At 67.2% G+C, this 22,322-nt stretch carries 22 protein-coding genes; 12 read left to right on the top strand and 10 right to left on the bottom strand.

The window, feature by feature from the left end:
- Positions 1 to 7: 7 nt before the first annotated feature.
- The 6 genes from WS78_RS33405 to WS78_RS33430 are packed head-to-tail and all read left to right on the top strand — an operon-like array spanning position 8 to position 4,817.
- Positions 8 to 952, top strand: a complete 945-nt coding sequence (locus tag WS78_RS33405; RefSeq protein ID WP_038748091.1) for a branched-chain amino acid transaminase — start codon at positions 8 to 10, stop codon at positions 950 to 952.
- Entirely contained in the window at positions 949 to 1,791 is an 843-nt protein-coding gene (locus tag WS78_RS33410) for a thioesterase II family protein (RefSeq protein ID WP_038748093.1), read from the top strand. The genes WS78_RS33405 and WS78_RS33410 overlap by 4 nt, the downstream gene beginning before the upstream one ends.
- The gene (locus WS78_RS33415; protein ID WP_038748095.1) at positions 1,788 to 2,681 is read left to right on the top strand and encodes an acetaldehyde dehydrogenase (acetylating); all 894 of its coding nucleotides are present in this window, start codon (positions 1,788 to 1,790) and stop codon (positions 2,679 to 2,681) included. Before WS78_RS33410 ends, WS78_RS33415 begins: the two co-directional genes overlap by 4 nt.
- The gene (dmpG, locus tag WS78_RS33420; RefSeq protein ID WP_038748096.1) at positions 2,678 to 3,721 is read left to right on the top strand and encodes a 4-hydroxy-2-oxovalerate aldolase; all 1,044 of its coding nucleotides are present in this window, start codon (positions 2,678 to 2,680) and stop codon (positions 3,719 to 3,721) included. The genes WS78_RS33415 and dmpG overlap by 4 nt, the downstream gene beginning before the upstream one ends.
- Before the next feature lie 48 nt (positions 3,722 to 3,769).
- On the top strand, positions 3,770 to 4,177 hold the full coding sequence (locus WS78_RS33425; RefSeq protein WP_038748097.1) for a cupin domain-containing protein: 408 nt from the start codon (positions 3,770 to 3,772) through the stop codon (positions 4,175 to 4,177).
- A gap of 37 nt (positions 4,178 to 4,214) precedes the next feature.
- A complete protein-coding gene (locus WS78_RS33430; protein ID WP_059581226.1) occupies positions 4,215 to 4,817 on the top strand; it encodes a LysE family translocator in 603 nt (200 codons plus the stop codon).
- A 76-nt stretch (positions 4,818 to 4,893) separates the two neighbouring features.
- On the opposite strand, the gene WS78_RS33435 is transcribed toward WS78_RS33430, so the two are convergent.
- Positions 4,894 to 5,925 (bottom strand): helix-turn-helix transcriptional regulator, encoded by a 1,032-nt coding sequence (locus WS78_RS33435; RefSeq protein ID WP_038748101.1) that lies wholly within the window; start codon positions 5,923 to 5,925, stop codon positions 4,894 to 4,896.
- Between the two features lie 751 nt (positions 5,926 to 6,676).
- Positions 6,677 to 7,531 (bottom strand): AraC family transcriptional regulator, encoded by an 855-nt coding sequence (locus tag WS78_RS33440; RefSeq protein ID WP_059581229.1) that lies wholly within the window; start codon positions 7,529 to 7,531, stop codon positions 6,677 to 6,679.
- A gap of 93 nt (positions 7,532 to 7,624) precedes the next feature.
- On the opposite strand from WS78_RS33440, the gene WS78_RS33445 reads away from it, so the two are divergent.
- On the top strand, positions 7,625 to 8,218 hold the full coding sequence (locus WS78_RS33445) for a LysE family translocator (protein WP_038748140.1): 594 nt from the start codon (positions 7,625 to 7,627) through the stop codon (positions 8,216 to 8,218).
- A gap of 240 nt (positions 8,219 to 8,458) precedes the next feature.
- On the opposite strand, the gene WS78_RS33450 is transcribed toward WS78_RS33445, so the two are convergent.
- Positions 8,459 to 8,869, bottom strand: coding sequence for a winged helix-turn-helix domain-containing protein (locus WS78_RS33450; RefSeq protein ID WP_059581232.1), 411 nt, complete (start codon positions 8,867 to 8,869; stop codon positions 8,459 to 8,461).
- Positions 8,870 to 9,120: 251 nt separating this feature from the next.
- Here WS78_RS33450 and WS78_RS33455 point away from each other — a divergent pair, with 251 nt between their 5' ends.
- A complete protein-coding gene (locus WS78_RS33455; RefSeq protein ID WP_038748144.1) occupies positions 9,121 to 10,359 on the top strand; it encodes an alpha-hydroxy acid oxidase in 1,239 nt (412 codons plus the stop codon).
- A 62-nt stretch (positions 10,360 to 10,421) separates the two neighbouring features.
- Here the strand turns inward: WS78_RS33455 and WS78_RS33460 are convergent, their stop codons facing one another.
- Both WS78_RS33460 and WS78_RS33465 read right to left on the bottom strand, forming a co-directional pair.
- Positions 10,422 to 10,877 (bottom strand): YbaK/EbsC family protein, encoded by a 456-nt coding sequence (locus tag WS78_RS33460; RefSeq protein ID WP_038748104.1) that lies wholly within the window; start codon positions 10,875 to 10,877, stop codon positions 10,422 to 10,424.
- Between the two features lie 255 nt (positions 10,878 to 11,132).
- The gene (locus WS78_RS33465) at positions 11,133 to 11,846 is read right to left on the bottom strand and encodes a class I SAM-dependent methyltransferase (RefSeq protein ID WP_038748105.1); all 714 of its coding nucleotides are present in this window, start codon (positions 11,844 to 11,846) and stop codon (positions 11,133 to 11,135) included.
- Positions 11,847 to 12,119: 273 nt separating this feature from the next.
- Between WS78_RS33465 and WS78_RS33475 the strand changes: the two genes are divergently transcribed.
- On the top strand, positions 12,120 to 13,763 hold the full coding sequence (locus WS78_RS33475; RefSeq protein WP_059581237.1) for a DUF3459 domain-containing protein: 1,644 nt from the start codon (positions 12,120 to 12,122) through the stop codon (positions 13,761 to 13,763).
- Positions 13,764 to 13,915: 152 nt separating this feature from the next.
- On the opposite strand, the gene WS78_RS33480 is transcribed toward WS78_RS33475, so the two are convergent.
- The 5 genes from WS78_RS33480 to WS78_RS33500 all read right to left on the bottom strand — a co-directional run bounded on the left by WS78_RS33480 (position 13,916) and on the right by WS78_RS33500 (position 18,732).
- A complete protein-coding gene (locus WS78_RS33480) occupies positions 13,916 to 14,506 on the bottom strand; it encodes a thiamine phosphate synthase (protein ID WP_059581240.1) in 591 nt (196 codons plus the stop codon).
- A 62-nt stretch (positions 14,507 to 14,568) separates the two neighbouring features.
- Entirely contained in the window at positions 14,569 to 15,909 is a 1,341-nt protein-coding gene (locus WS78_RS33485) for a hemolysin family protein (RefSeq protein ID WP_038748112.1), read from the bottom strand.
- Positions 15,910 to 16,002: 93 nt separating this feature from the next.
- A complete protein-coding gene (locus WS78_RS33490; protein ID WP_059581244.1) occupies positions 16,003 to 16,782 on the bottom strand; it encodes a sensor histidine kinase in 780 nt (259 codons plus the stop codon).
- 84 nt (positions 16,783 to 16,866) lie between these two features.
- Entirely contained in the window at positions 16,867 to 17,790 is a 924-nt protein-coding gene (locus tag WS78_RS33495; protein ID WP_038748116.1) for a DMT family transporter, read from the bottom strand.
- 66 nt (positions 17,791 to 17,856) lie between these two features.
- On the bottom strand, positions 17,857 to 18,732 hold the full coding sequence (locus WS78_RS33500) for a LysR family transcriptional regulator (RefSeq protein WP_059581247.1): 876 nt from the start codon (positions 18,730 to 18,732) through the stop codon (positions 17,857 to 17,859).
- Positions 18,733 to 18,829: 97 nt separating this feature from the next.
- Here WS78_RS33500 and WS78_RS33505 point away from each other — a divergent pair, with 97 nt between their 5' ends.
- The 3 genes from WS78_RS33505 (at position 18,830) to WS78_RS33515 (ending at position 22,214) form a co-directional block, all read left to right on the top strand.
- Complete coding sequence (locus WS78_RS33505; protein ID WP_038748120.1) at positions 18,830 to 19,213, top strand: tautomerase family protein; 384 nt, start codon at positions 18,830 to 18,832, stop codon at positions 19,211 to 19,213.
- A gap of 213 nt (positions 19,214 to 19,426) precedes the next feature.
- Positions 19,427 to 21,331 carry a CHAD domain-containing protein gene (locus tag WS78_RS33510; protein ID WP_059581251.1) on the top strand — a complete coding sequence of 635 codons (1,905 nt, stop codon included), beginning with the start codon at positions 19,427 to 19,429 and terminating at the stop codon, positions 21,329 to 21,331.
- 34 nt (positions 21,332 to 21,365) lie between these two features.
- Positions 21,366 to 22,214 (top strand): TOBE domain-containing protein, encoded by an 849-nt coding sequence (locus WS78_RS33515; RefSeq protein WP_038748124.1) that lies wholly within the window; start codon positions 21,366 to 21,368, stop codon positions 22,212 to 22,214.
- The last annotated feature ends 108 nt before the right edge of the window (positions 22,215 to 22,322 follow it).

Consider the following 22,322-nt stretch of genomic DNA (forward strand, 5'->3'; position numbering starts at 1 on the left):
AACAGCGATGAAAGCGAGCTACGTGTGGAAGAACGGCGAACTGGTGCCGTGGGAGCGTGCGCAGGTGCACGTGATGAGCCATGCGCTGCATTACGGAACCAGCGTGTTCGAGGGCGTGCGCGCCTACGAGATCGGCGAGAAGGCGGCGATTCTCTGCGGCCGCGAGCACTTCGAGCGCTTGCTGTTCAGCTGCAAGGTCGCGCGGATTCCATCGCCGATGAGCGTCGGGCAGTGGATGGAGGCGACGGTCGAGACGCTGCGCGCGAACGGTCAGCGCAGCGCGTACATCCGGCCGCTCGTCTATCGCGGCGCGGGCGAGTCGCTCGGGCTCGACGCGCGGCAATGCCCGGCCGAAGCGCTGCTCGTGACGATGCCGTGGGGCGCGTATCTCGGCGACGAGGCGCTGGAGCAGGGTGTCGACGTGCAGGTCAGCAGCTGGCGGCGCAACGGCGCGGGCGCGGCGAGCACGCTCGCGAAGATCGGCGGCCAGTACGTCAACGGCCAGGCGATCGTGATGGAGGCGCACGAGAACGGGATGAGCGAGGGCATCGCGCTCGACGCGAACGGTTTCGTGAGCGAAGGCAGCGGCGAGAACGTGTTCCTCGTCTACAAGAACGAGATCTTCACGCCGTCGATCGGCAGCAGCATCCTGAGCGGCATCACGCGCAATTGCGTGATTCGGATCGCGCGCGACCTCGGCTACACCGTGACCGAGACGAGCATCCCGCGCGAGATGCTTTATCTCGCCGACGAGATCTTCTTCACCGGCACCGCGGTCGAGATCTGTCCGGTGCGCTCGGTCGACAGGATGTTCGTCGGCGGCGGCAAGCGCGGCCCCGTGACGAAGGCGATCCAGGATCAGTACTTCGGCATCGTGCGCGGCACGCACGCGGACAAATGGAACTGGCTTACGCCCGTGCCGGTGCCGGCGCGCGACGGAGCGCGGTCATGAGCGCGCGCGAATCGGCGGCCGCTTCGCCGTGGCTGATCGTCCACGCGGCGCGGGATGCGCGCGTACGGCTCTTCTGCTTTCACTACGCGGGCGCGACCGCGTCGATCTTTCGGACGTGGCCGCGCGGCTTGCCCGACTGGGTCGAAGTGGTCGCGGTGCAACTGCCCGGCCGCGAGTATCGCCTGGGCGAGCCGCTGATCGAGGACGCCGAGCCGATCGTCGCGGCGCTCGCGGAGGTCGTGCCGCCGCTGCTCGATCTGCCGTACGCGTTCTTCGGCCACAGCATGGGCGCGCTGATCGCGTTCGACCTCGCACGCCTGCTGCGCGCGCGCGGCTTCGCCAAGCCTTCGCTGTTCGTCGCGTCGGGCCGCAGCGCGCCGCGTTTTCGCTGGCGGGACGCGGGCATTCAGACGCTGCCCGACGATGCGTTCATCGCCGCGGTGCGCGACTACAACGGCACGCCCGACGCGCTGATCGCCGATCCGGCGCTGCGCGACCTCTGGCTGCCCCGGCTGCGGGCGGATCTGACGATCTCCGCGACGTACCGATACGTCGAAGCGCCGCCGCTCGATTGCCCGCTGCTCGTGCTGCACGGCTCGAACGACGGCCTCGTGAGCGACGCCGGGCTGTCGGGCTGGCTCGCCGAGACGAGCGGAGCCGCGCGCTACGTCGGTTTTTCGGGCGGCCATTTCTTCATGCACGGCGAAGAAGAGGGCGTGCTCGGCGAAATCGGCCGCGAGCTGGAGCGTGTGCTCGCACGCGAAGCGGCGGGTGTGCAAAGCGGCATGCGCGGTTCGGCGGCGCGCATGCGTCATTTGACGGAGGAGAGCGGCATATGAAGAACAAATCATCGCGCACGCGCGTGGCGATCCTCGGGTCGGGCAGCATCGGGCTCGATCTGATGTTCAAAGTGAAGGCATCCGAACAATTCGATCTGAGGTTCGTCGTCGGGCGTAATGCGCAGAGCGACGGACTCAAGCTCGCGCGCAGCTGCAACGTCGAGACGTCGAGCGACGGTCTCGACTTCCTGAAGGAGAACGAGGGGGCGTACGACCTCGTGTTCGACGCGACGTCGGCCGCCGCGCACAAAATCAACAATCGCTTCTTCTCGGACGCGGGCAAGTTCGTGATCGACCTGACGCCCGCGAAGCTCGGCCGCCTGTGCGTGCCGTGCATCAATCTGGACGACATGGGCGCCGAGCAGAACGTGAACCTCATCACCTGCGGCGGGCAGGCGAGCCTGCCGCTTGCGTACGCACTGAAGCAGGCGGTCGACGAGATCGAATACCTGGAGGTGGTGTCGGCGATCGCGTCGCGCAGCGCCGGCATCGCGACGCGCGAGAACATCGACGAATACATGACGACGACCGAATACGCGCTCGCGAAATTCAGCGGTGCGAAGAAGACGAAGGCGATCCTCAACATCAATCCCGCCGAGCCCGGCGTGCGGATGCAGACCACGCTCTATGCGTACGCGCGCTATCGCGATTTCGATCGGGTGCGTGCGTGCGTCGCCGGCATGGTCGAGAAGGTTCGCGAATACGTGCCCGGCTATCGGCTTGTCGTCGAACCGCTCGAAAGCCAGGGCAGGATCACGATCGGCCTGACGGTGCGCGGGCGCGGCGACTACCTGCCCGAGTACGCGGGCAATCTGGACATCATCAATTGCGCGGCGCTCGCGGTCGCCTCGCATCGACATGCAACCGCCAGACAAGGAGCCACACAATGATACTGATCAGCGATGCGACCTTGCGCGACGGCAATCACGCGATTCGCCATCAACTGAGCGCTGCGCAGATTCATGCGTATGCGCGCGCGGCCGACGAGGCCGGCATCGACGTCGTCGAAGTCGGGCACGGCAACGGTCTCGGCGGTTCGTCGTGCCTGCTCGGACAGACGCCCATCGGCGATCGCCTGATGCTCGAGACCGCGCGCGCCGCGCTGCGCACGAGCCGGCTCGGCGTGCATTTCATTCCCGGGCTCGGCAAGGCGGCGGACATCGCGCTCGCGCTCGAGATCGGCGTCGACGTCGTGCGCGTCGCGACGCATTGCACCGAAGCGAACGTGTCCGCGCGCTTCATCGAGCAGACGCGACACGCGGGCCGCACAGCGTTCGGTGTGCTGATGATGTCGCACATGGCGCCGCCCGACGTGCTGCTCGCGCAAGCGAGGCTGATGGAGCGTTACGGCGCGCAGGCGGTCGTGCTGATGGACAGCGCCGGCTACTCGACGCCGTCGCTCGTGCGCGCGAAGGTCGAGCGCCTCGTCGACGGCCTCGATATCGACGTCGGCTTTCATGCGCACAACAATCTCGGGCTCGCGGTCGCGAACAGCCTCGTCGCGCTCGAGGCAGGCGCGCGCATCGTCGATGCCTGCGTGAAAGGCTTCGGCGCGGGCGCGGGCAACACGCAGCTCGAGACGCTCGTCGCCGCGATGGAACGCGAAGGGCACGGCGCGCGAACGACGTTCGAGCGCGTGATGACGCTCGCGCGCAGCACCGAGGCTTTCCTGAATCCGAAGACGCCGCACATCCAGCCGGCGAACATCGCGAGCGGCCTGTACGGCCTCTTTTCCGGCTATGTGCCGCACATCCAGAAGGCGGCGCAGGAGTTCGGCGTCAACGAGTTCGATCTGTACAAGCGGCTCGCGGAACGCAAGCTCGTCGCCGGCCAGGAGGACATCATCATCGAGGAGGCGAGCCGTCTCGCGCGCGAGCGGGACGTGCAGCGCGCGAGCGACGGCGTGCGGATTCGCGAGCTGTCCGCGTGAGCGCGGACGCATTTCACACGATCGAACGAGGAGGGAATCGTGACAGGTTTGAGCGAACGAGGTTTTGGTGCATGGGATCGAGTCGAGCGCGAAGTGCTGACCGATCGGATCGAGCGTCAGGTCGTCTCGGGCGACGCGCTGACGCTGGCGAAGCTGTTCCTGAAGAAAGGCGCGTTCGTCGGAACGCATTCGCATCCGAACGAGCAGTTCACCTACATCCTCGAAGGACGCCTGCTGTTCCGTTACGGCGAGCGCCTCGAGCACGAGGTCGAGGTGGGGCCCGGCGAGATCCTGCATCTTCCGGCGAACGTGCCGCACAACGCGTTGTGTCTCGAGGACGCGGTCGATCTCGACGTGTTTACGCCGCCGCGGGCCGACTGGCTCGCGCCGGACGGCAATCGCTACTTCGCCGGCGCACCGGCCGCGGCTTCGTCCGCGCCGGCGGCCGGCCGATGAACGACCACCATCGAAGCCGACGAACCGAGGAGGCGCCGTGCTCATCCAGGATGCATTGCTCAAGATGTCGTTATACGTGTCGCTCGTGCTGATCGTGCCGGGGCCGACGAACACGCTGCTGCTGTCGTCGGGCCTGAAGGCCGGCCTGCGCGGCACCTGGCACCTCGTGATCGCGGAGGCGCTGGGCTATGTCGTCGCGATCTCGCTATGGGGGTTCTTCCTGCTGTCGGTGGCGGCGAGCCGGCCCTGGCTCTTCGGCGCGATCAAGCTGCTGAGCGCCGCGTACATCCTGTGGCTCGCGGTCAAGATGTGGACGAAGAGCCGCGCGCTGCACGAGCTGACCGCGGGGCCGATCAGTTTCGCGGATCTGTTCGTCGCGACGCTGATGAACCCGAAGGCACTGCTGTTTGCGAGCACGATGTTTCCGCTAGAAGCGTTCCGGTCGCTCAGCTACTTCGGATGGGCGGTCGTCGTGTTCCTGATCGTGCTCGCGCCGATCGGCGTCGGCTGGTCGAGCCTGGGCGGGCTGCTGACGTCGCAGCGCTCGTGGGCCGCGCATACGTCGACGTTCATGCGCTGCGCGTCGCTCGTGCTCGCGACGTTTTCTGGATCGCTCGCGTATTCGGTGTTGGGGCGCTGAATCCGCTCGCGGGCGGGCGGCCCGCGAGCGGCCATCGACGATAGGAGAGACGGGCGGGCCGTGCGCCGCGCCCCGTTCATTCGGAGATGTAGCCCTCCGCCAGGAAACCGAGCTGCTTCGCCTTGTTCGCGCTCGTCTTGATGTGGCTGCTATTCATCTTCTTGTTGATCGACGTGAACAGCTGATAGACCGCATGTTCGTCGAGCTGTAGTTCCTCGGCGACGTGGCGCGCGTTGCCGCCCCGGCCGACGAGCCGCAACGCGACGAGTTCGCGACGGCTCAGCGACATTTCTCGGGCAAGCATCTGGCGCTGCGCCGTGACTTTCCATTCGAGCATCTCGGTCGCTAGTCCGCGCAGCGTTCGCCGGTTGCGCCAGATGATTTCTTCGCCTTGCGCGGGCGGCAGCGACGAACTGACGTGCAACAAACCGATCGTGTCGTCGTCGCGGCGGTGTGCAGGAAAGAACACGTTGCTGGCCAGGCCGAGCAATTGCGTCTGCTGATTCAGCCAATGATCGGACGGCAGCGTTGCGAGCGTTGACGCACGCAGCGGGCGCGTGTCGTTGCGTGCATGCGCGATGGCGGGATCGTTCAAATACCAATGGCGATGCACATAACGGTGTGCCCAAACGGGCGTTCCGCCGATTAATAATTCATGGTTCTTCAAGTTTCCGGTTTTCTCGTCGATTCTGAAGTAATGGTAAAAACAGTTTGTTGCACCACATTCGGCGGCTGTGTTGCGCATTACAGTCAGTAAGCCGCTTTCGCTGACGCATTCAGACGCGAATTCGGGTTGAATCGCCTTGTATTCGGTGGATTCCACGGTGTTTTCGGGAACGCCAACTACTGCTCGATATAGACTTTCGAGCTCCACCGAATAAGGATCGTGTTCGATGAACGACGTAACGGTCGCGCCGTCGAATAAATCCAGACGTTGCACGAACGATGGCTGGCGCGGCGCCGCGTGGTGTCGCTCGAGCAAGTATCCTTGGGCCGCGTCGCCACATATCCTGAGCGATATCTGTTTGTCGCCGACAACGCCGTTGCGTTCCTGGGTGACGTCCATTCGCGCGTGTTCGATAGGAAATACGGTGCGATTTCGAGCCATACGCGCCAGGCCGTGCTTCGAGGATTCCGAACTTCATGACGATTCGCCGCGACCTACCGGAGCGCCGAGCTGATGGCGACGGGCGCGACGGGAAATTGCTCGCGGTGTGCGGGGTCGGAGGCATATGCCGAATTATGTCCTTTAACTTACTGCGACTATAGATTGGTTGGCAATACAAACTTTTAATTACTTGTATCGCTCTGAATGAGTAATTTGAGATTTGTAAATTTAGTTTTTTGGTGACCAATAAACTCGATGGAAATCGAATCGGAAAATTCCTAGATCACCATTCGATCCGCAGATGCACATCGAGATTCGACGAGGCGATTCTTCCGGCGATGCGTGCGGTTCCCGTCTCGGCGTGAATGGATGGTTGTGCACTCAATCATCGACGGACGAGTCCCTATCGTCTCTCTGGCGACACGATCCCCATATGTGCTGGCACGCGACTTCGCCGGCCATGCGTTCCGATGGCGTGAGCTCGAACGGCGTTGGCTGCCGTCATCGAGATGCGCCAGCGCGATGGATGTCGAGTAACGAGCGGTTCGCAACGTTTGTCTCGCTGGTTGGTTTATGCGAAGCCAGGCGGATATGCCGCCGACGGCGCGCCGAATGTCGAGCGCGGCCGGATGGGCCGCGCGTGCGCGCAAGCGCTCGGACGAGGACGCCCGCATCCACCTGGTGGGCGGATGCGGCGGTCGGAAGAGGCGGGGCGAGGGGTGTTCGGCCGCCGCCGGGTGGTCGAATGTCTTTAGTGGTCTGCCTGGTGCTGCGAGCGCCGGCCGCGGACCGCGGAAATCCACGAACCCGGCGTGATGCCGTAAGTGCTCTTGAAGTGCCGCGACATATGGCTTTGATCGGAGAAGCCCGCGTCGGTGGACGAGGTCGACAGCGATTCGCCTTCCATCAACAGTTTGCGCACGAGATTGAGCTGCCGTTGAGTGCGAAAGCGGCTCGGGCTCGTGCCGAACAGCGTGCGGAACTGGCGGGCGATTGTCCAGCGGTCGAGCCCCGAGGCGTGTTCGAGCGCGTCCATCGAGATCGCCGTGTGCGGGCGGGACGCGATGATATCGCGTATGCGCGTCAATTCGGCCACGGCGAGCGTGCCGGTCTTGGGCGCGCCGCGGTTCGCGGCGGCGGCCGTCAGCAGGTTCGCGACGGCGACGGCGATGTCGAAGCGGGACAGGTTGTCGATTTCCTCGTCCAGGTTCCAGACGCCGGCTGCGAGTCCTTCGGCGACGGCGGGCGCCTGAACGATCGGTGAGCGGACGAACGGAAGCATGCGTCCGCCAAGGGCTTCCTGGACGAGCGCGGGGTCAACGTAGACGATCCGGTAGCCGAAGCCTTCGTCGGTTCCCGCGCGGCCGTCGTGCAGTTCGTCCGGGTGAAGGATATGGCACTGCCCCGGCAGGCAGTGGTGGGTTTCGCCGAGATAGCGGAAGGTCTGCACGCCCGAGAGCGTGATGCCGATCGCGTACGTGTCGTGACGATGGGGCGTGAACGCGTGATCGAGGAAGTGCGCCTCTGCGCGCTCGATGCCCGTGGCGCCGGAGCCGATCCGAATGTGGTTCCTGTCGGGCGCGGTGTCGCGTGCACAATCGTTCAAGACAGCCTCCGTGGCGCTTCCATAAGCTACCTGTTCAAAAAATGGTGCATTGGAGCCTCGATGGTAAACCAAGTCGATCTAGTTTCGGATATGTTGCGCTCACTTCTGGCCCTGCTCCTTGCGGCGACCGTGGTGATGGGCAGCCCCGGGCCGTCGACGGTCAGTGCGACGGCGATGGGCGCGTCCTACGGGGTGCGCAGGTCGCTCAAATATGCTTGGGGCCTCATTGCCGGCACGGTCGCCGTGCTGCTTCTCGTGTCGACGGGCGTGACGGCTTTCGTGATGTCGATGCCGAACGGCGCGAGGATGCTCAACATCATTTCCGCTGTCTACATTCTCTATCTTGCGTACAAGATTGCGACTGCGCCACCGCTCGACGCGCGCAAAGGAGACGTCTCGTCTCCCGCGTTCAAGGGCGGCTTCCTTTTGGCCGTCGCCAATCCGAAGGCGTACATCGCGATCGGCGCGGTGTTTGCAGGGACGACGCTCGTTGCCAGCAACTATGGCCTGGATGCTGCCGCCAAAATTGCCCTGCTGAGCGTGATGATCATCGTTATCCATCTCGGCTGGCTGCTGGCAGGCGTGTCGTTGTCCCGTTTCCTGCACGATCCGGTTGCGTCCCGCATCATCAATGTTTCCTTGGCGGCGATATTGGTGCTTGTTTCGCTGATTGCGCTATTCGAATGAAGTAATTGCCTTGGGGGCGTTATCGATTGCGGCTCTTCGTTTTCGTCTCGGCTCGGTTGGAGCGGCCGATTCGGCGTTGGAGCCGATCCGCTGTTCGCCGTCGGCGGTATGAGATTTGCGCCGTCGGCGCGTGCATTCGATCAGGCGGCCCGTTGGCATCGGAAGGGTGCGGGCGCTATCGCGATGCGATGCCGATGCCCGTCGGCTTGGGCATCGGTGCGGAGCGTCTTCGGCCGTGCATCAGCGTGCGGCGCGCGGGTGTTTTTCCATTCGTTGCAACGAGATGCCTAGCGTGCGCAACAATTCCCATCCACCGGTTTTGCTATATGCGACGCCGAATTCTCGCTCGATCAACATGCATACTCGCGCGACCGTCCACTGCGGGCTCGTGAAACCCGCCGCGAGCGCGCCGTCGTCGAGCATGGCGCGAAGTACCGCGCATTTTGCGGAAGTCAATCGCCTTGGCCGTCCCAGCGGCTTTGCGACATGCAACTCGCGTTGCGCAAGCCGTCTCGCCCATCTGCACACCGACTGCCGCGACACGACCAGCGTTCGCGCAACGTCGGCCTGAGACATGCCCATCTCGAGCAAGTCGAGACCCTTCATGCGCCGTTCGGCGACCGACGATCCTCTATCTTGCTTCGTGCCCATATGCTTTCACCATTTAAAAGTCATCGTTGATGAAATGGAGTACTAAATAATTAAAAAATCAGTGAAAGGTCGATGAAAATAACATTAGAATGTCGATGAGACAGCTAGTGAAAAAATCCTGCCGAATCCGAGCCGCTGCCATGAAAACATGGCCGTAATGCCTCGGTGCGAGTGAGATGCACGCCCGCTACGGCGCCCGTGCATGGAAGAGGCGAACGCCCGCGTTGCGGCGGCAAATGGAGAGGGTCAAGATGAGCGACGTCGGAAAGGCATGGAACATCGATGATTTGAGAAAAATGGCGCAAAAACGGGTGCCGAAGTATTTCTTCGATTATCTGGACGGCGGTGCGAACAGCGAAACCACGATGCGCGCGAATGAAAGCGATTTCGCACGCTGGCGGTTGCGTCAGAAGGTGTTGACCGGGGCGCAGAGCAGTGCGGCGGGTTTGAACGCGACGTACCTCGGCGCCGAACATCGGCTTCCGATCCTGCTCGGGCCGGTGGGATTCGCAGGCATGTATTGGCCGCAAGGGGAAATCGCGGCGGGGCGTGCGGCCGACGAGGCGGGCATTGGTCAGTGCTTGTCGACGTTTTCGATCTGTTCGCTCGAAGATGTCGCCGCGGCGCGGTTCGGTCCGCTGTATTTCCAGCTCTACATGTTCCGCAATCGCGATCTGACCGAGGACATTCTCGCGCGTTGCCGGCAGACGAACGTAGACGTTGTCTTCCTGACGGTCGACACGTGCTACATCCCGATTCGCGAACGTGATGCGCGCAACGGTTTTCGCGCCGATACGCGTTTGTCGGCGCGAGGTGTGTGGTCGATGCTCAAGCACCCAGGCTGGTGCGTCGGCGCGCTGTCCAACGGAATGCCGAAAATCGGCAACGTCTTGCGCTATCCGGATCTCGGCGCATCGTTGCTCGAGCAGTCCGCGGCGGTCGGCCGGATGATCGACTCGCGTTTGTCTTGGGCCGACGTCAAGTGGTTGCGCGCGCGCTGGCCCGGCAAGATCGTCATCAAGGGCATTCTCGATCCCGACGATGCGCGGCGCGCGGTCGACGAAGGCGTCGACGGCATTCTGATTTCGAATCACGGCGGACGGCAACTCGATCCGGCGCCCTCGGCGATGGATGTGCTGCCGGAGATCGCCGACGCGGTCGGCAAGCGGACCGAGATTCTGATGGACGGCGGCGTGCGCCGCGGCGCGGACGTGATCAAGGCGCTGGCGCTCGGGGCGAGCGCGGTCTCGATCGGGCGCGCGTATGTCTACGGCCTCGGCGCGGCGGGCGGGAAGGGCGTCGAGCGGTGCCTCGAACTGTTGAAGAGTGAGATGCTGCCCGCGCTCAACATGATGGGCTTCGAATCGATTGCGGAACTCAGGGCGGCGGGCAAGTCGGCGTTGCGGATGGCGGGGGCGGTCCATCGTGCGGTGACTGCGGTTGCAAAACCGGAGGAAGCATCGCGCAAGCTGATGGAGCGTGCGCTGTAAGGCGCCGACAGTCATTGACGCACGCCGCCGCAACCGGTAACCGACGGCGCGCGGCGCGCCGGCTATTTGCAGACGTCGACCCACTCTGCTTCGACGAGTTCGGCCAGCCGGACCGGATCGATGCGCAGCGCGGCGTGCGTCGAGCCGGCGGCCGGCACGACGAAATCGTACGATTTCAACATCACGTCGCAATAAACGGGCAACGGCGTCGAGAGTCCGAACGGACATACGCCGCCCACCGGATGGCCGGTGACGGCGACCGTTTCGTCCGCGGAGAGCATTTTCGCCTTGCCGCCCAGCGCGGTTTTGACTTTCTGGTTGTCGAGACGGGAATCGCCGCAGGATACGAGCAGCAAATGGGTGTCGCCGACCTTCATCGCGAGCGTCTTGGCGATCTGCGCGGGCTTGATGTCCCAGGCTGCCGACAACGTCAACGTGGAACTGCTTTCGTTCAAGGGAATGACGTCGATGTCCGGCGCCTTTTCCGCCAGAAACCGGCGAACCGATTCAACACTCATATTCTTTGCACTCCTTGCGGCCGACTTGTCTGTCTTCGCATGATCGGCGGGAGAAAAGGCTGGCTCGGCAGCCTTTGCGCTCGCATTGTTGGTGAACGCTCGGAACGGATAAGCTATCGCCCGTGGGGCAGAATGTATTGAACGATTGTGCAGTGACCGTTGCGGCCGTTCGCCGAGCCGGCCGAGCGGTCATGCATCGCACGACGCGCGAAAACGCAACTGGCGCTGTGGAGCGCGCCGCCGGCAAGCTCGCGCTCATGCGTCACGCGTCGCGACCCACGCACCCCAGAACAGGCTCGCGAAAAAACGTACCGGCTCGCGGAACCCCGCAGCGTCGAGCAGCGCATGCACGGCGTCCTCGGACGCGGGCGGATCGGCGCCGCGCAGGATCGTCGCGAGCTTTTGCGTGACTTCGTCGGGCGATGCCCCATGCATCCGCCAGCGCTGCGCCCACGCGCACAGCAGGCGCGGATGCTCGGCATAGCGACGGTAGTTGCCCGCGACGACGAGCGGCGCGCCGGGCTTCAGGCGCCGCGCGATCGAGCCGAGCAGCGCGGCCTTAGCGTCGTCGCCGGGCACGTGGTGCAGCACGCCGATCAGCGTCGCGCCGTCGAAGCGCGCGTCGGCGGGCAGATCGTCGACGTAGCCGTGATGTAGCCGCGCGCGCGCGTCGAGGCCGGCCGCCGCGAGGTTCGCGCTCGCGAGCTCGAGCATCGGCCGCGACGGATCGACAGCGGTGAAGCGCCAGGCGGGCTCCAGGGCCGCGAGCGCGACGATTTCGCGCGCGGTGCCGCCCGCGCCCGCGACGAGGATCTGCGCGGCGCCCGCTTCCGATGCGACCGACGATGCGAGCATGCATGCGGCGAGATCGTGGCACGCGTCGTAGCCCGCGAGCGCGATGCGGCTTTGCTCCGCGTATTCGGCGGCGCGCGACGGATCGAATTTGGCTGCGCCGGATGGCGTGGACATGACGTCGGACTCCTGAAGAATCGCGCGCGCGGGATCGTACGCGAAACCGCAGCGTAGGCGCCGACGCTGTGCGCAACAAGACAAGCGGCGATCATGGTATCGCGGCTACCGGCCATTTTCGGGGTCGCTTCACGTTTAAAACCCCGCGTCGACGCTCGCATCGCAACGCGAATCGGCGCATACTGATTGCCCCTCTTCGTCGGGCCACGCGTGTCATGCATGCACGCCGCAAGCGGCGCATCGTCATGCCTCTGAACGCAGGAGGATCGCATCATGTCCGAATGTCCTCACGATCCATATGCGCGGCACTATTCGCACTGCCTGCCTTTCGGCGCACAGCCGTGCGGCGCCGCGGGCGCGACCACGCGCACGCACTTCCGCGTCTGGGCGCCCGCGCATGCGAGCGCGACGCTCGCGCTCGAAACCGCGGGCGGCCCGCATGAACTTCAGATGGCGCCCGCGGGCGACGGCTGGTTCGAGGCTTTTGCCGATTGCGGCGCGCACACACGCTATCGCTACCGGCTCGACGATGCGCTGACGATTCCCGATCCCGCATCGCGCTCGCAGCCGGAAGGCATCGAAGGGCCGAGCGAAGTGGTCGACCCGCGTGCGTTCACCTGGCGCCATACGTTCTGGCGGGGCCGGCCGTGGGAGGAGATCGCGCTTTACGCGATCCAGCCCGGCGCGGCGGGCGGCTACGACGGCATTCGCCGGCGCTTGCCGCAACTTGCGCAGCTCGGCATTACGGCGCTCGAATTGCTCGCGGCGCCGCATGCGCGCGACGACAGCCTGCCGTTTGTGCCGCTCGCCGACTACGGCGGCCCCGACGCGCTGAAGCAACTGATCGACGAAGCGCACGGCTTCGGCCTCGCGGTGCTGCTCGATCTCGACTACGCGCGCTTCGGCTGCGGCACGGACGAGATGCGGCGCTACGCGCAACCGTTCTTCCACACGCGCGACGATCCGCTGCAAGCGCCGCCGCTCGCGCTCGATCATCCGCAGGTCTGCGAGTTCTTCTGCGACAACGCGCTGTACTGGCTCGAAGAGTACCGATGCGACGGGTTGCGGATTCGCGAGGCGGACCGCATCGACAGCACGTGGTTGCGCGAGATCGCGGATCGCGTGCACGCGGTGATGCCGACCGATCGGATCGTGCATCTCGTGCTCGGCAGCGAGCGGCATCCGTCGCATCTCGCCGACACGCATTTCGACGCGCAATGGAACGGCTGCGGCGAACGCGCGCTGTACCGGCTCACGGGCCGCCGCGACCGCGCGCGCGGCGACGGCGTGTCGACCCATCAGTCGATTCACGCGCTCGCGCGCGCATTGACCGCGGACGGCGCGGTGTTCCAGCGCGCGCAACCGATCGGCGACGGCGGGATGGCCGACGTCGGGCTGTCGCTGACGTCGCTCGTGCTGTCCGACGGCGTGGTGCGCGATGCGCGCGAGGCGGATCTCGCGGCGCTCGCGCTGTCGTTGCTGACGCCGCAGATTCCGCTGATCTTCGACGAAGCCGCGGGCGATCCGTCGCGTCGGCATTTCCTGCAGTCGGCGCTCGCGGTGCGCGCGAAGCTGATCGCGCCGCGCCTGCTCGACGTGCGCCCGCGCAGTGCCGACATGCTGAGGACCAACGACGGCGTCGAAGCCGATGCGCTCGTTGCCGCATGGCGGCTTGGCGACGGCGAGACGCTCAGCATCGCGCTGAACCTGTCGCCGCAGCCGTTGCCGTTCTATGGCGCGCCGGACGGAATGATCGTGTTCGAGACGCCGGCGCGCGCGCGGGATCGCGTCGACGAAGGCGAGCTGCCGCCGTACGCGCTCGTAGCGTGGCTGACGGGCGACGTCAATCAGTACGCGCTGACGCACGATGCGCGTCGCTACGCGGATGTCGCGCCGCGCCCGTTGGGCGGTGTTTGAACGGGTGAAAGCGCCCGGCGTGGCGTCGCGCCGGCCGAGCCGGCGGCGCCTGCGCCGTTTCTTCCGATCAGGACGCCTGAACGAACGCGGGCCGAAGGCGGCGTGCGCGTGACGAGGCGACAGGCGCGTGGCGTCCGTTGCCGGATCGCTTCCTACCAGAGCCCCCGAATGCTGGCGATGCCGTGCGCGCGATGCTCGCGCGCCGTCGCCAGATGCTCGCGCGTCATCCCGCCGAGCGCGTAGACGGGCATGCGCGCTTGCGCCGCGTAGTCGGCGAAGCGGGTCCAGCCGAGCGTCGGCGCGCCGGGATGCGTGAGTGTCGGCAGGACCGGCGACAGCGTCGCGAAATCCGCGCCGATGCGCTCCGCGTGCAGCAGCTCGTCGAGCGAGTGGCACGCGGCCGACAGCAGGCAGTCCGACGTGAGCGGGCGGGCGGTCGCGACGCGCAGCGCCGCGCTGCCGAGGTGCACGCCGCTCGCGCCGAGCGCGAGCGCGGTTCCGGCATCGATCGGCCCGTTGACGATCAGGCGCGCGCGTTGCGCGCGGCAGCGCGCGATCGCGTCGGCGGCGAGCGCCGCATACGCGGCGGCATCGAGCGTCTTCACGCGCAATTGAACGAGCGCGAGCCCGGTCGAGAGCGCGGCCGACAGCCGATCGAGAAACGCCGCGAGATCCGCGTCGGAATCCGAGTCCGGTTCCGGCGTGATCAGGTAGTACGGCGGCAGCGCGAGATCTTCGGGCATTTCGTCATCCTACGCACTTGCGCGCGCGGCCGCGTTTGCCGCGTCGAGCGCCGTATTCCCGCTCATTCGTCCGCCTCCTTGAACGCCTTCGGATACACGCGCACGAGCACGATCCGCGGGCCGATCATCTTCTTCACGACGACGTCGAAGCGCTCGAACGACACGCGCTGGCCTTCGGTCGGCAGATCGTTGAGCGCCTGGATCACGAGGCCGCCGACCGATTCCGCGCGGCCTTCGTCGATGTCGATCCCGAGCGCCTGCTCGAGCGACACGACGGGCAGGCTGCCCTTGCCGATCAGCGTGCCGTCGTCGAGGCGGTTCCAATCGGAATCGCCCTGCCGGAATTCGTCGTGGATCTGGCCGACGAGCGCGCCGAGCAGGTTGTCGAGCGTGAGGAAGCCGATCGGCTTCTCGCCCTTCTTGCCGACGAGCGCGAAGTGCGGCGCGCCCTTGCGGAAGCGGCGGAACAGGTCGAGAGCGGGCGTGTCGGGCTTCACGTACTGCACCGGGCGTACGTAGTCGGAAAGATCGGCGAGCGCCGCGCCCGCGTGCCGCGCGAGCAGCAGATCCTTCAGGTGGATGAGGCCGTTCACGCGCTCGCGCGAGTGGTCGTCGAAGAGCGGGTAGCGGCTGAAGCGGTGGCGCGCGACGACTTCCATGTTGTCCGCGAGCGGCACGTCGCGGCGCAGGCCGACCATCTCGTGCGCGGGCCGCATCAGGTCGGATACGGTCATCGACGAAAAATCGAGCGAATGCGCGAGCGTGTTCCATTCGTCGGTGCTGTACGCGTCCTTCGACGTCTTCGCGGAGCTGGCCGTGTTGCGCCGGCTGCGCAGGATCAGCTTCAGCTCGTCGGTCGAGTAGTGCGCGTCGCCGCCGTGCTCGGCGGACAGCCCAGCGAGCCGCAGCACGGCGTTCGCGCTCGTGTTGAGCACCCAGATCGCCGGATACATCGCCCAGTAGAACGCGTAGAGCGGGATCGCGACCCACAGGCCCGTCTTCTCGGCTTGCCGGATCGCCATCGATTTCGGCGCGAGCTCGCCGACGACGATGTGCAGGAACGAGATCACCGAGAACGCGAACACGAGCGAGATCAGGTGCACGAGCTTCTCGGACTCGACGCCGACGAGCGCGAGAACGGGCGACAGCAGCGCGGCGAACGCCGGCTCGCCGATCCAGCCGAGGCCGAGCGACGCGAGCGTGATGCCGAGCTGGCATGCGGACAGATACGCGTCGAGCCGCGCATGGACGACGCGCAGGATGCGCCCGCGCAAACCGTGCTGGCGGGCGAGGGTTTTGACGCGCGTCGCGCGCAGCTTGACGAGACCGAATTCGGCGGCGACGAAGAAGCCGTTGAGGGCCACGAGGAACAACGCGCCGACGAGCGCGAAGATCTGTATCAACGAAGGGACTCCGGAAATGAACGAAGCGACAGTATAAGGTTGGAAAGGAAAACGTAATTTATTGTCGCGCAGTGCGACATGCGCGGCCGCCCATTACGCGCGGGCGGCGGCGATCGTCAGCGCGAGCGTGGCCGGCGCGCCGGCCTCGAGCGGCGTCTGCGCGAACGTGCCGCCGTGCGCGCGCGCGACGCGCTGCGCGAGCGCGAACACCGCCACCGGACGCTCGCCGTGGCGCTCGGCCAGCGCGTCGCGCCGCGCGAACGTCTCGAACACGTGCGGCAGCGCGGCGTCGGTCAGCGCCGACGGCTGCGCGCGGAACGTCACGCCGAAACGCGTCGCGTCGGCCGCGACGTCGCAGCCGAGCGCGATTTCGCCACCCGGCGCGCTCGCTTCGATCGCGAACGTGAGCATCGACCACAACGCTTGCGCGACGCGCTCGCGATCGCAATCGAGCGAGCCGCCGGGCAGCGCGGGAGGCGCGACCGTCACGGCCGCGCCGCGCGCATCGCCGAGCGCGGCGCGCGCGAGCGCCGCGCATTCGCCGACGAGCGCGTCGAGCGAGACGTCAGCGCGTGTGATCGAGAGCGCGCGCGTCTCGGCGCGCGGCGCGTCGACGATCGTTTCCAGCAATTTCGTCTGCTGTTCGATTCCGGTCCGGATGCCGTCGAGCGCGCGCCGCACGCTGTCGTCGCTCGGCGCGAGCCGGCGCTCGAGCACGTACGCCCAGCTGTGCATCGCGTTGAGCGGGCCGCGCAGATCGTGCGACGCGATCGACAGCGCGTGGTCGCGGACGAACAGCGCCACCTCGGCGGCGTAGCGTGCGGCGCGTTCGCGCAGCAGCGCGACGGCCGGATCGGCGGCGGACGGAATCACAGTGTTTCCCTTGTGTGAAATCGTGATGAAGGGCGAATCGACATTATAGGGACCGGACACGCGCGCGGCGGCCGGCGCGCGTCGTCACGCGGGGAGCGCGTCGTTGTCGTCGGCGCGCCGCGCGTGGCCCGGCAGCAACTGGCAGACGAGGAGCCCGGCGAGCATCAGCGCGCAGCCCATCAGCGCGCGCAGCGACAGCGTCTCGCCGAGCGCGGCCCAGCCGGCGATCGCGGCGAACACGCCTTCCATGCTGAAGATCACGGCCGCGTGCGCGGGCGCGGCGTCGCGTTGCGCGACGACCTGCAGCGTGTAGCCGACGCCGACCGACAGCAGCCCGCCGTACAGCAGCGTCGGCAGCGCGCGCACGAGCGTCGCGCGGTCGACGGGCTCGATCGCGAGCCCGATGGTGACGCACAGCGCGCCGCAGACGGCGAATTGCATGAACGACAGCACGAGCGGATCGTGCCGGCGCGCGAGGTGTCCGACCGCGATCACGTGGAACGCGATCACGATCGCGCCCGCGAGCTGGAACCAGTCGCCGTACAGCATCGAGAAATGCTCGTCGACGCTCAGGAAGTACAGGCCGATCGCCGCGAGCAGCGCGCCGAGCCAAGTGCCCATGCCGGTGCGATGCCGGAAGAACACGCCGATGATCGGCACGAGCACGACGTAGAGCGAGCTGATGAAGCCCGCGTTCGCGATCTTCGTGTATTGCAGCCCGATCTGCTGCAGCGAGATCGACACCGCGAGCAGCACGCCCAGCACGAGCCCCGGCAGCAATAGCGTCCGATCGCGCGTGAGCGCCGCGCAGTGCGCGCGCGCCGCGCCGTTGATGCGCAACAGCGGCACGAGCACCGCCGCGCCGAGCAGGAAGCGCAGCCCGGTGAACAGGAACGGGCCGATCACGGCGAGGCTCAGCCGCTGCGCGACGAACGCCGATCCCCAGATCGCGGCGGCGGCGAGCATCAGCAGGTTGGCGCGGAGGTGTTTGCGGGCGTCGTGGGTCATGCGGCGGCGGAAGGGCGGGCGAAAGTCGCGCGAAAGGCGAGAAATCGACAGACGAAATCCGACAGTCTACTCGCGTCCGGCCGATTGCGTCGGCCCCGCCAGGCTGTCGGCGAAGCGCCGCAGCGTGTCCTTCGAGCGGGCGTCGCGCACCCGCGAATACAGCGCGACTTGCGAGTCGGGCAGCGCGGGCAGGCCGAAGCGCGCGCCGACGTCGACGAGCGCGTGCGGCGCGACGCGGCGCGCAAGCGGACATACCGCGAGACCCGCGGCGGCGGCCGCCGCCACGGCCGCCACGCCGCCGCCCGTGAAGCGCTCGCGCCACGGCACGCCGGCACGGTCGAGCGCGCGCAGCGCGGCCGCGCGCACGCCGCACGGGCCCGCCAGCACCGCGAGCGGCAGCGGCTCGCCCGCGCGCGGCGTCCAGCCCGGCGCGGCGAGCCATGCGAGCGGCTCGGTGAAGAGCGGCGTCGCGTCGTCGCGCGGCGGATCTTCGCCCGGCTCGTGGCGCACGAACGCCGCGTCGAGACGCCGCTCGTCGTACTGCGCGAGCAGCCCGGTCGACATCCCGACGTGCATTTCGAGCACGAGGCCGGGGTCGTGCCGGCTTAGGCCCGTGAGGACGGCCGGCAGATCCGGCACCGCGACGTGCTCGCTGACGCCGATCGAGAGCCTGCGTCGCTCGGGCGCAAGCGATGCGAGCGCGCGCTCGTGCGCGTCGAGCAGCTCGCGCGCGGCGGGCAGGAACGCGGCGCCGACGGCGCCGAGCGTCACGCGCCGCGGCGTGCGTTCGAGAAGCGGCGTGCCGAGCTGCGCCTCGAGCCGCTTGAGCTTCAGGCTGACGGCCGATTGCGTGGTGCCGAGCGCGTCGGCGGCGCGCGTGAAGCTCGCCAAGTCGGCGACGAGGACGAATGCGCGAACGGCGTCCAGATCGAGCGGTTTCATTTCAAATGAAAATAGATAAAATGTTCATCGATATCTGTTCATTATAGATGGCGGGCCCTAAGCTGCATGCGTGTCCCAACCCGTGAGGAGAAACACGATGCCGTTCACCCGTATCGCATTGCGCGAAGGCAAGCCCGCCGAATACCGACGGGCGCTGTCGGAGGGCATTCACCGTGCGTTGCAGCGCGCGTTCGACGTGCCCGCCGACGATATTTTCATGACCGTGACCGAATACAGCGCCGATAATTTCTTTTATGGCCGCGACTATCTCGGGATCGCGCGCAGCGACGATCTGGTGATGATCCAGATCACCGCGAACAACACGCGCACGCTCGAGCAGAAGCGCGAACTGTACCGGTTGATCGCCGAGCATCTCGCCGAACGTCCGGGCTTGCGCCGCGAAGACGTGTTCATTAGTCTCGTCGAGGTGCTGAAGGAGGATTGGTCGTTCGGCAACGGCATTGCGCAGTACGTGAGCTGAAACTCGGCGCAGCCGCGCCGGTCGGACGGCTGAAGGCCGAGCGGCCGGCATCGCAAGCCGAGGCGCGGTGCGCGGGGGCGCGCACGATGCGCGGAGCTTGCGCGCGGCGTTCCGCCTCACTGGCCGTAAAAAGGGCCGTGTACTATGGAGAACGTCGGGTCCGTCGACGCGTGCGCGGCGGCAGCGGGCGGCCCGACCTACGCCGGAGCTTCCATGGCGCGCGTTCTGGAAATCGTGTTGGACTTTCCGTTGCAGGGCTGGCAGGCCGGGCGCGGATCGCGGGCGCGCGCGTCGCGCGACCTCGGCGCGGAACTCGCGCGGGCATGGCGGATCTGTCCGCCGGTGAAGATGCGTCGCGGGCACGAGCGCGTGACGATCGAGCCGTGCCGATTCGCCGAAGCGGAGCCCGACGACGGCGGCCGCTGGCAGGCCTGGATCGAGACGACCGCGCAGGCGCGGCGCGCGCTCGCGTCGCGCAGTCACCCGTTCGTGCCCGGCGTGATGGTGCGCGAGCGCTTCGACGGCGATCGCGGCGGCGTGCGCGTCGCGATGGCGATCGTGGCGGAGCGCCCGGCGACGGCGGCTGCGTCCGCATCCGATTCGCCCCATTTACCCGATTTGCCCGATTCGATGGCCGCGGCGAGCGACGCACGGCGTTCGCACGGCCGGACGTCGAAGACGGCTGTCGCGCGGGCGGCGGCGCAAGCTTTGACAAGCACGCGCGCTTCTTCCGATTCCTCAGTCGCAACCGATGCGAGCGCACGCGTTCTATCCGCCGCCTCCGCGCCGACCGGCTCCGCGCTTCCGTCGGCCGATTCCGCCTCGCCTGCCGCTCCTGCCGCTCCTGCCGCCGCCGGCGCGGCGGGTCCCGAATCGCAGGCTGCCGGCCAGCCGGCCTATGGTTTCGTCGCCGAACGCCGGCGCGGACGATGGCTCGACACCGACGGCATCGAAGTCGAACTGACGCTCGACGACGTCACGTTCGCGCCGGCCGCCGCCGCTTCGTCGGCTGCCGCGTCGTCCGCCGCCACCCGCGCCGCGCCGCTGCGTGTGTGCGAATTGCGTCTCGCCGCCGCCGATGCGGACGAACCCGACGCGCGTGCCGCCGCGCTGCGCGCGCTCTTTCGCGCGGCCCGCGAGCTGAGCGGCGCGTGGCCGGCGTCGCTGTTGCTGACGAGCGTCCTCGATCGCGCGTGCGCGGGCGAGGCGCCGGACGCAATCGGGGCGCCGATGAAGGCGCAATCGGCCGATTTGTCGAACACGCGCACGCAGCGCGCGGCGTTTTTCACGCTCGGCTGCAGCGTGACCGGGCAGTGGCTCGGCAACGAGGCCGGCGTGCGCGGCGGAGCCGATCCGGAATACGTACATCAGATGCGCGTCGCGCTGCGCCGGCTGCGCACGCTCGCGCGACTCTTCCCGCGCTACGCGGACACCGCCTGGAAGGACGCGTTCTCGGGCGACCTTCGCTGGATCGCCGCGATGCTCGGCGCGGTGCGCGACTGGGACGTCTGCATGACGTCGACGCTGCCCGCGCTCGCCGCAGCGCACGGCGAGGACGCGACGTGGGCGGGCACGCTCGATGCGGCCCGCGCGCAGCGCGACGCGGCGCACGTCGAGCTGCGGCAGGCGCTCGGCACCGCGCGCTATGCGCGGCTCGTGTTCGCGTGGCTCGAATGGCTGAGCCTGCTGCCGCTCACGCGGGACGATCCGGCGCGCGGCAAGGCCCCGTCGCTCAAGCGGCACGCGGCGAAGCGCGTGAGCCGGCTGTTCGGCCATCTTTACGGCTCGGGGCGGCTGACGACGCTCGACGCCGCCGCGCGCCACCGCGTGCGGATCGACGCGAAGCGGCTGCGCTACGCATTGGAATTCTTTTCGTCGCTCGCGTCGCGCCGCACGCGCGTGGACACGGTGCGGCTGCTCGCGCGCGTGCAGAACGCGCTCGGCGACGCGAACGACGCGGCCGTCGCGCTGCGCTGTCTCGAGCAACTGTCCGCGCCGCCGTATCAGCTCGGTTTCGCGCGCGGCTACGGCGCGGCGGCGCAGCGCTACACGGCGGAGGCGGCCGAGCAGATGCTGCGCGGATTGCGGCCGCCGAGGATCGGCGGCAGAAAGGCGTGACTATAATGGCCGTTCGTCCTGTTTGGCTGCGTCGATGACCGCCGATTCGTCCTCTTCCCGTTTCGATGCGCGCGCCGCGCGCGAGCCGCTCGCGCTGCGCGGCGAGCTGTGGCTGCGTGCGGGCGCCGAGACGCTCGGCGGCGCGGCGCGCATCGCGCTGCTCGCCGCGATCGGCGAAACCGGCTCGATCACGCGCGCGGCGAAGGCGGTCGGCCTGAGCTACAAGGGCGCGTGGGACGCGATCGACACGATGAACAACCTTGCGGGCGAGCCGCTCGTGCTGCGCTCGACAGGCGGCAAGGGCGGCGGCGGCACGACGCTCACGCCGCGCGCAACGGCGCTGATCGCGGCGTTTCGCGCGATCGAGCGCGAGCATCGACGCTTCATCGACGCGGCGAGCGCGGCGGTCGAAGGCTTCGAGGTCAATTGGGAACTTATCGGGAGAATCGGCATGAAGACGAGCGCACGCAACCAACTGTTCGGCAAGGTGCTGGCGGTCAAGCATGGCGCGGTGAACGACGAAGTGGTGCTCGCGCTGCCGGGCGAGCACACGATCGCGGCGGTGGTGACGCACGAGAGCACGCAGGAACTGGGGCTCGAGCCGGGCGTCGACGCGTGCGCGCTCGTGAAGGCGTCGTGGATCGTGCTCGCGGTCGAAGACGGTGCGCCGCTCAAGTTGTCGGCGCGCAACCAGTTGCGCGGCGTCGTCGAGGCGGTCACGCGCGGTGCTGTAAATAGCGAAGTGGCGCTTGCGCTCGACGGCGGCATGACGCTCGCCGCGATCGTCACGAACGACAGCGTCGATGCGCTCGGGCTCGCGAAGGGCGTGAACGCGGTGGCGGCGTTCAAGGCGTCGAGCGTGATTCTGGCGGTCAACGGATGATGTCGCGGCCGCGCCTGCCGAGCGGGACTCGGCGGCGCGGGCGGCGGTACGAAGCCAAGCCGGCTTGGTGCCGGCTTTTTTTGCGTCCGTCCGCCCGCCGATTCGATC

This window comes from Burkholderia savannae (assembly GCF_001524445.2).
GTDB classification, from domain to species: Bacteria; Pseudomonadota; Gammaproteobacteria; order Burkholderiales; family Burkholderiaceae; genus Burkholderia; species Burkholderia savannae.

What these genes read in the sequence shown, in the direction of transcription:
- WS78_RS33515 (WP_038748124.1), top strand. Translation starts at nt 21,366, where the DNA reads ATGACCGCCGATTCGTCCTCTTCCCGTTTCGATGCGCGCGCCGCGCGC.
- WS78_RS33405 (WP_038748091.1), top strand. Translation starts at nt 8, where the DNA reads ATGAAAGCGAGCTACGTGTGGAAGAACGGCGAACTGGTGCCGTGGGAG.
- WS78_RS33415 (WP_038748095.1), top strand. Translation starts at nt 1,788, where the DNA reads ATGAAGAACAAATCATCGCGCACGCGCGTGGCGATCCTCGGGTCGGGC.
- WS78_RS33475 (WP_059581237.1), top strand. Translation starts at nt 12,120, where the DNA reads ATGTCCGAATGTCCTCACGATCCATATGCGCGGCACTATTCGCACTGC.
- WS78_RS33455 (WP_038748144.1), top strand. Translation starts at nt 9,121, where the DNA reads ATGAGCGACGTCGGAAAGGCATGGAACATCGATGATTTGAGAAAAATG.
- dmpG (WP_038748096.1), top strand. Translation starts at nt 2,678, where the DNA reads ATGATACTGATCAGCGATGCGACCTTGCGCGACGGCAATCACGCGATT.
- WS78_RS33480 (WP_059581240.1), bottom strand. Translation starts at nt 14,506, where the DNA reads ATGCCCGAAGATCTCGCGCTGCCGCCGTACTACCTGATCACGCCGGAA.
- WS78_RS33500 (WP_059581247.1), bottom strand. Translation starts at nt 18,732, where the DNA reads ATGAAACCGCTCGATCTGGACGCCGTTCGCGCATTCGTCCTCGTCGCC.
- WS78_RS33505 (WP_038748120.1), top strand. Translation starts at nt 18,830, where the DNA reads ATGCCGTTCACCCGTATCGCATTGCGCGAAGGCAAGCCCGCCGAATAC.
- WS78_RS33450 (WP_059581232.1), bottom strand. Translation starts at nt 8,869, where the DNA reads ATGGGCACGAAGCAAGATAGAGGATCGTCGGTCGCCGAACGGCGCATG.
- WS78_RS33410 (WP_038748093.1), top strand. Translation starts at nt 949, where the DNA reads ATGAGCGCGCGCGAATCGGCGGCCGCTTCGCCGTGGCTGATCGTCCAC.
- WS78_RS33510 (WP_059581251.1), top strand. Translation starts at nt 19,427, where the DNA reads ATGGCGCGCGTTCTGGAAATCGTGTTGGACTTTCCGTTGCAGGGCTGG.
- WS78_RS33435 (WP_038748101.1), bottom strand. Translation starts at nt 5,925, where the DNA reads ATGGCTCGAAATCGCACCGTATTTCCTATCGAACACGCGCGAATGGAC.
- WS78_RS33495 (WP_038748116.1), bottom strand. Translation starts at nt 17,790, where the DNA reads ATGACCCACGACGCCCGCAAACACCTCCGCGCCAACCTGCTGATGCTC.
- WS78_RS33465 (WP_038748105.1), bottom strand. Translation starts at nt 11,846, where the DNA reads ATGTCCACGCCATCCGGCGCAGCCAAATTCGATCCGTCGCGCGCCGCC.
- WS78_RS33460 (WP_038748104.1), bottom strand. Translation starts at nt 10,877, where the DNA reads ATGAGTGTTGAATCGGTTCGCCGGTTTCTGGCGGAAAAGGCGCCGGAC.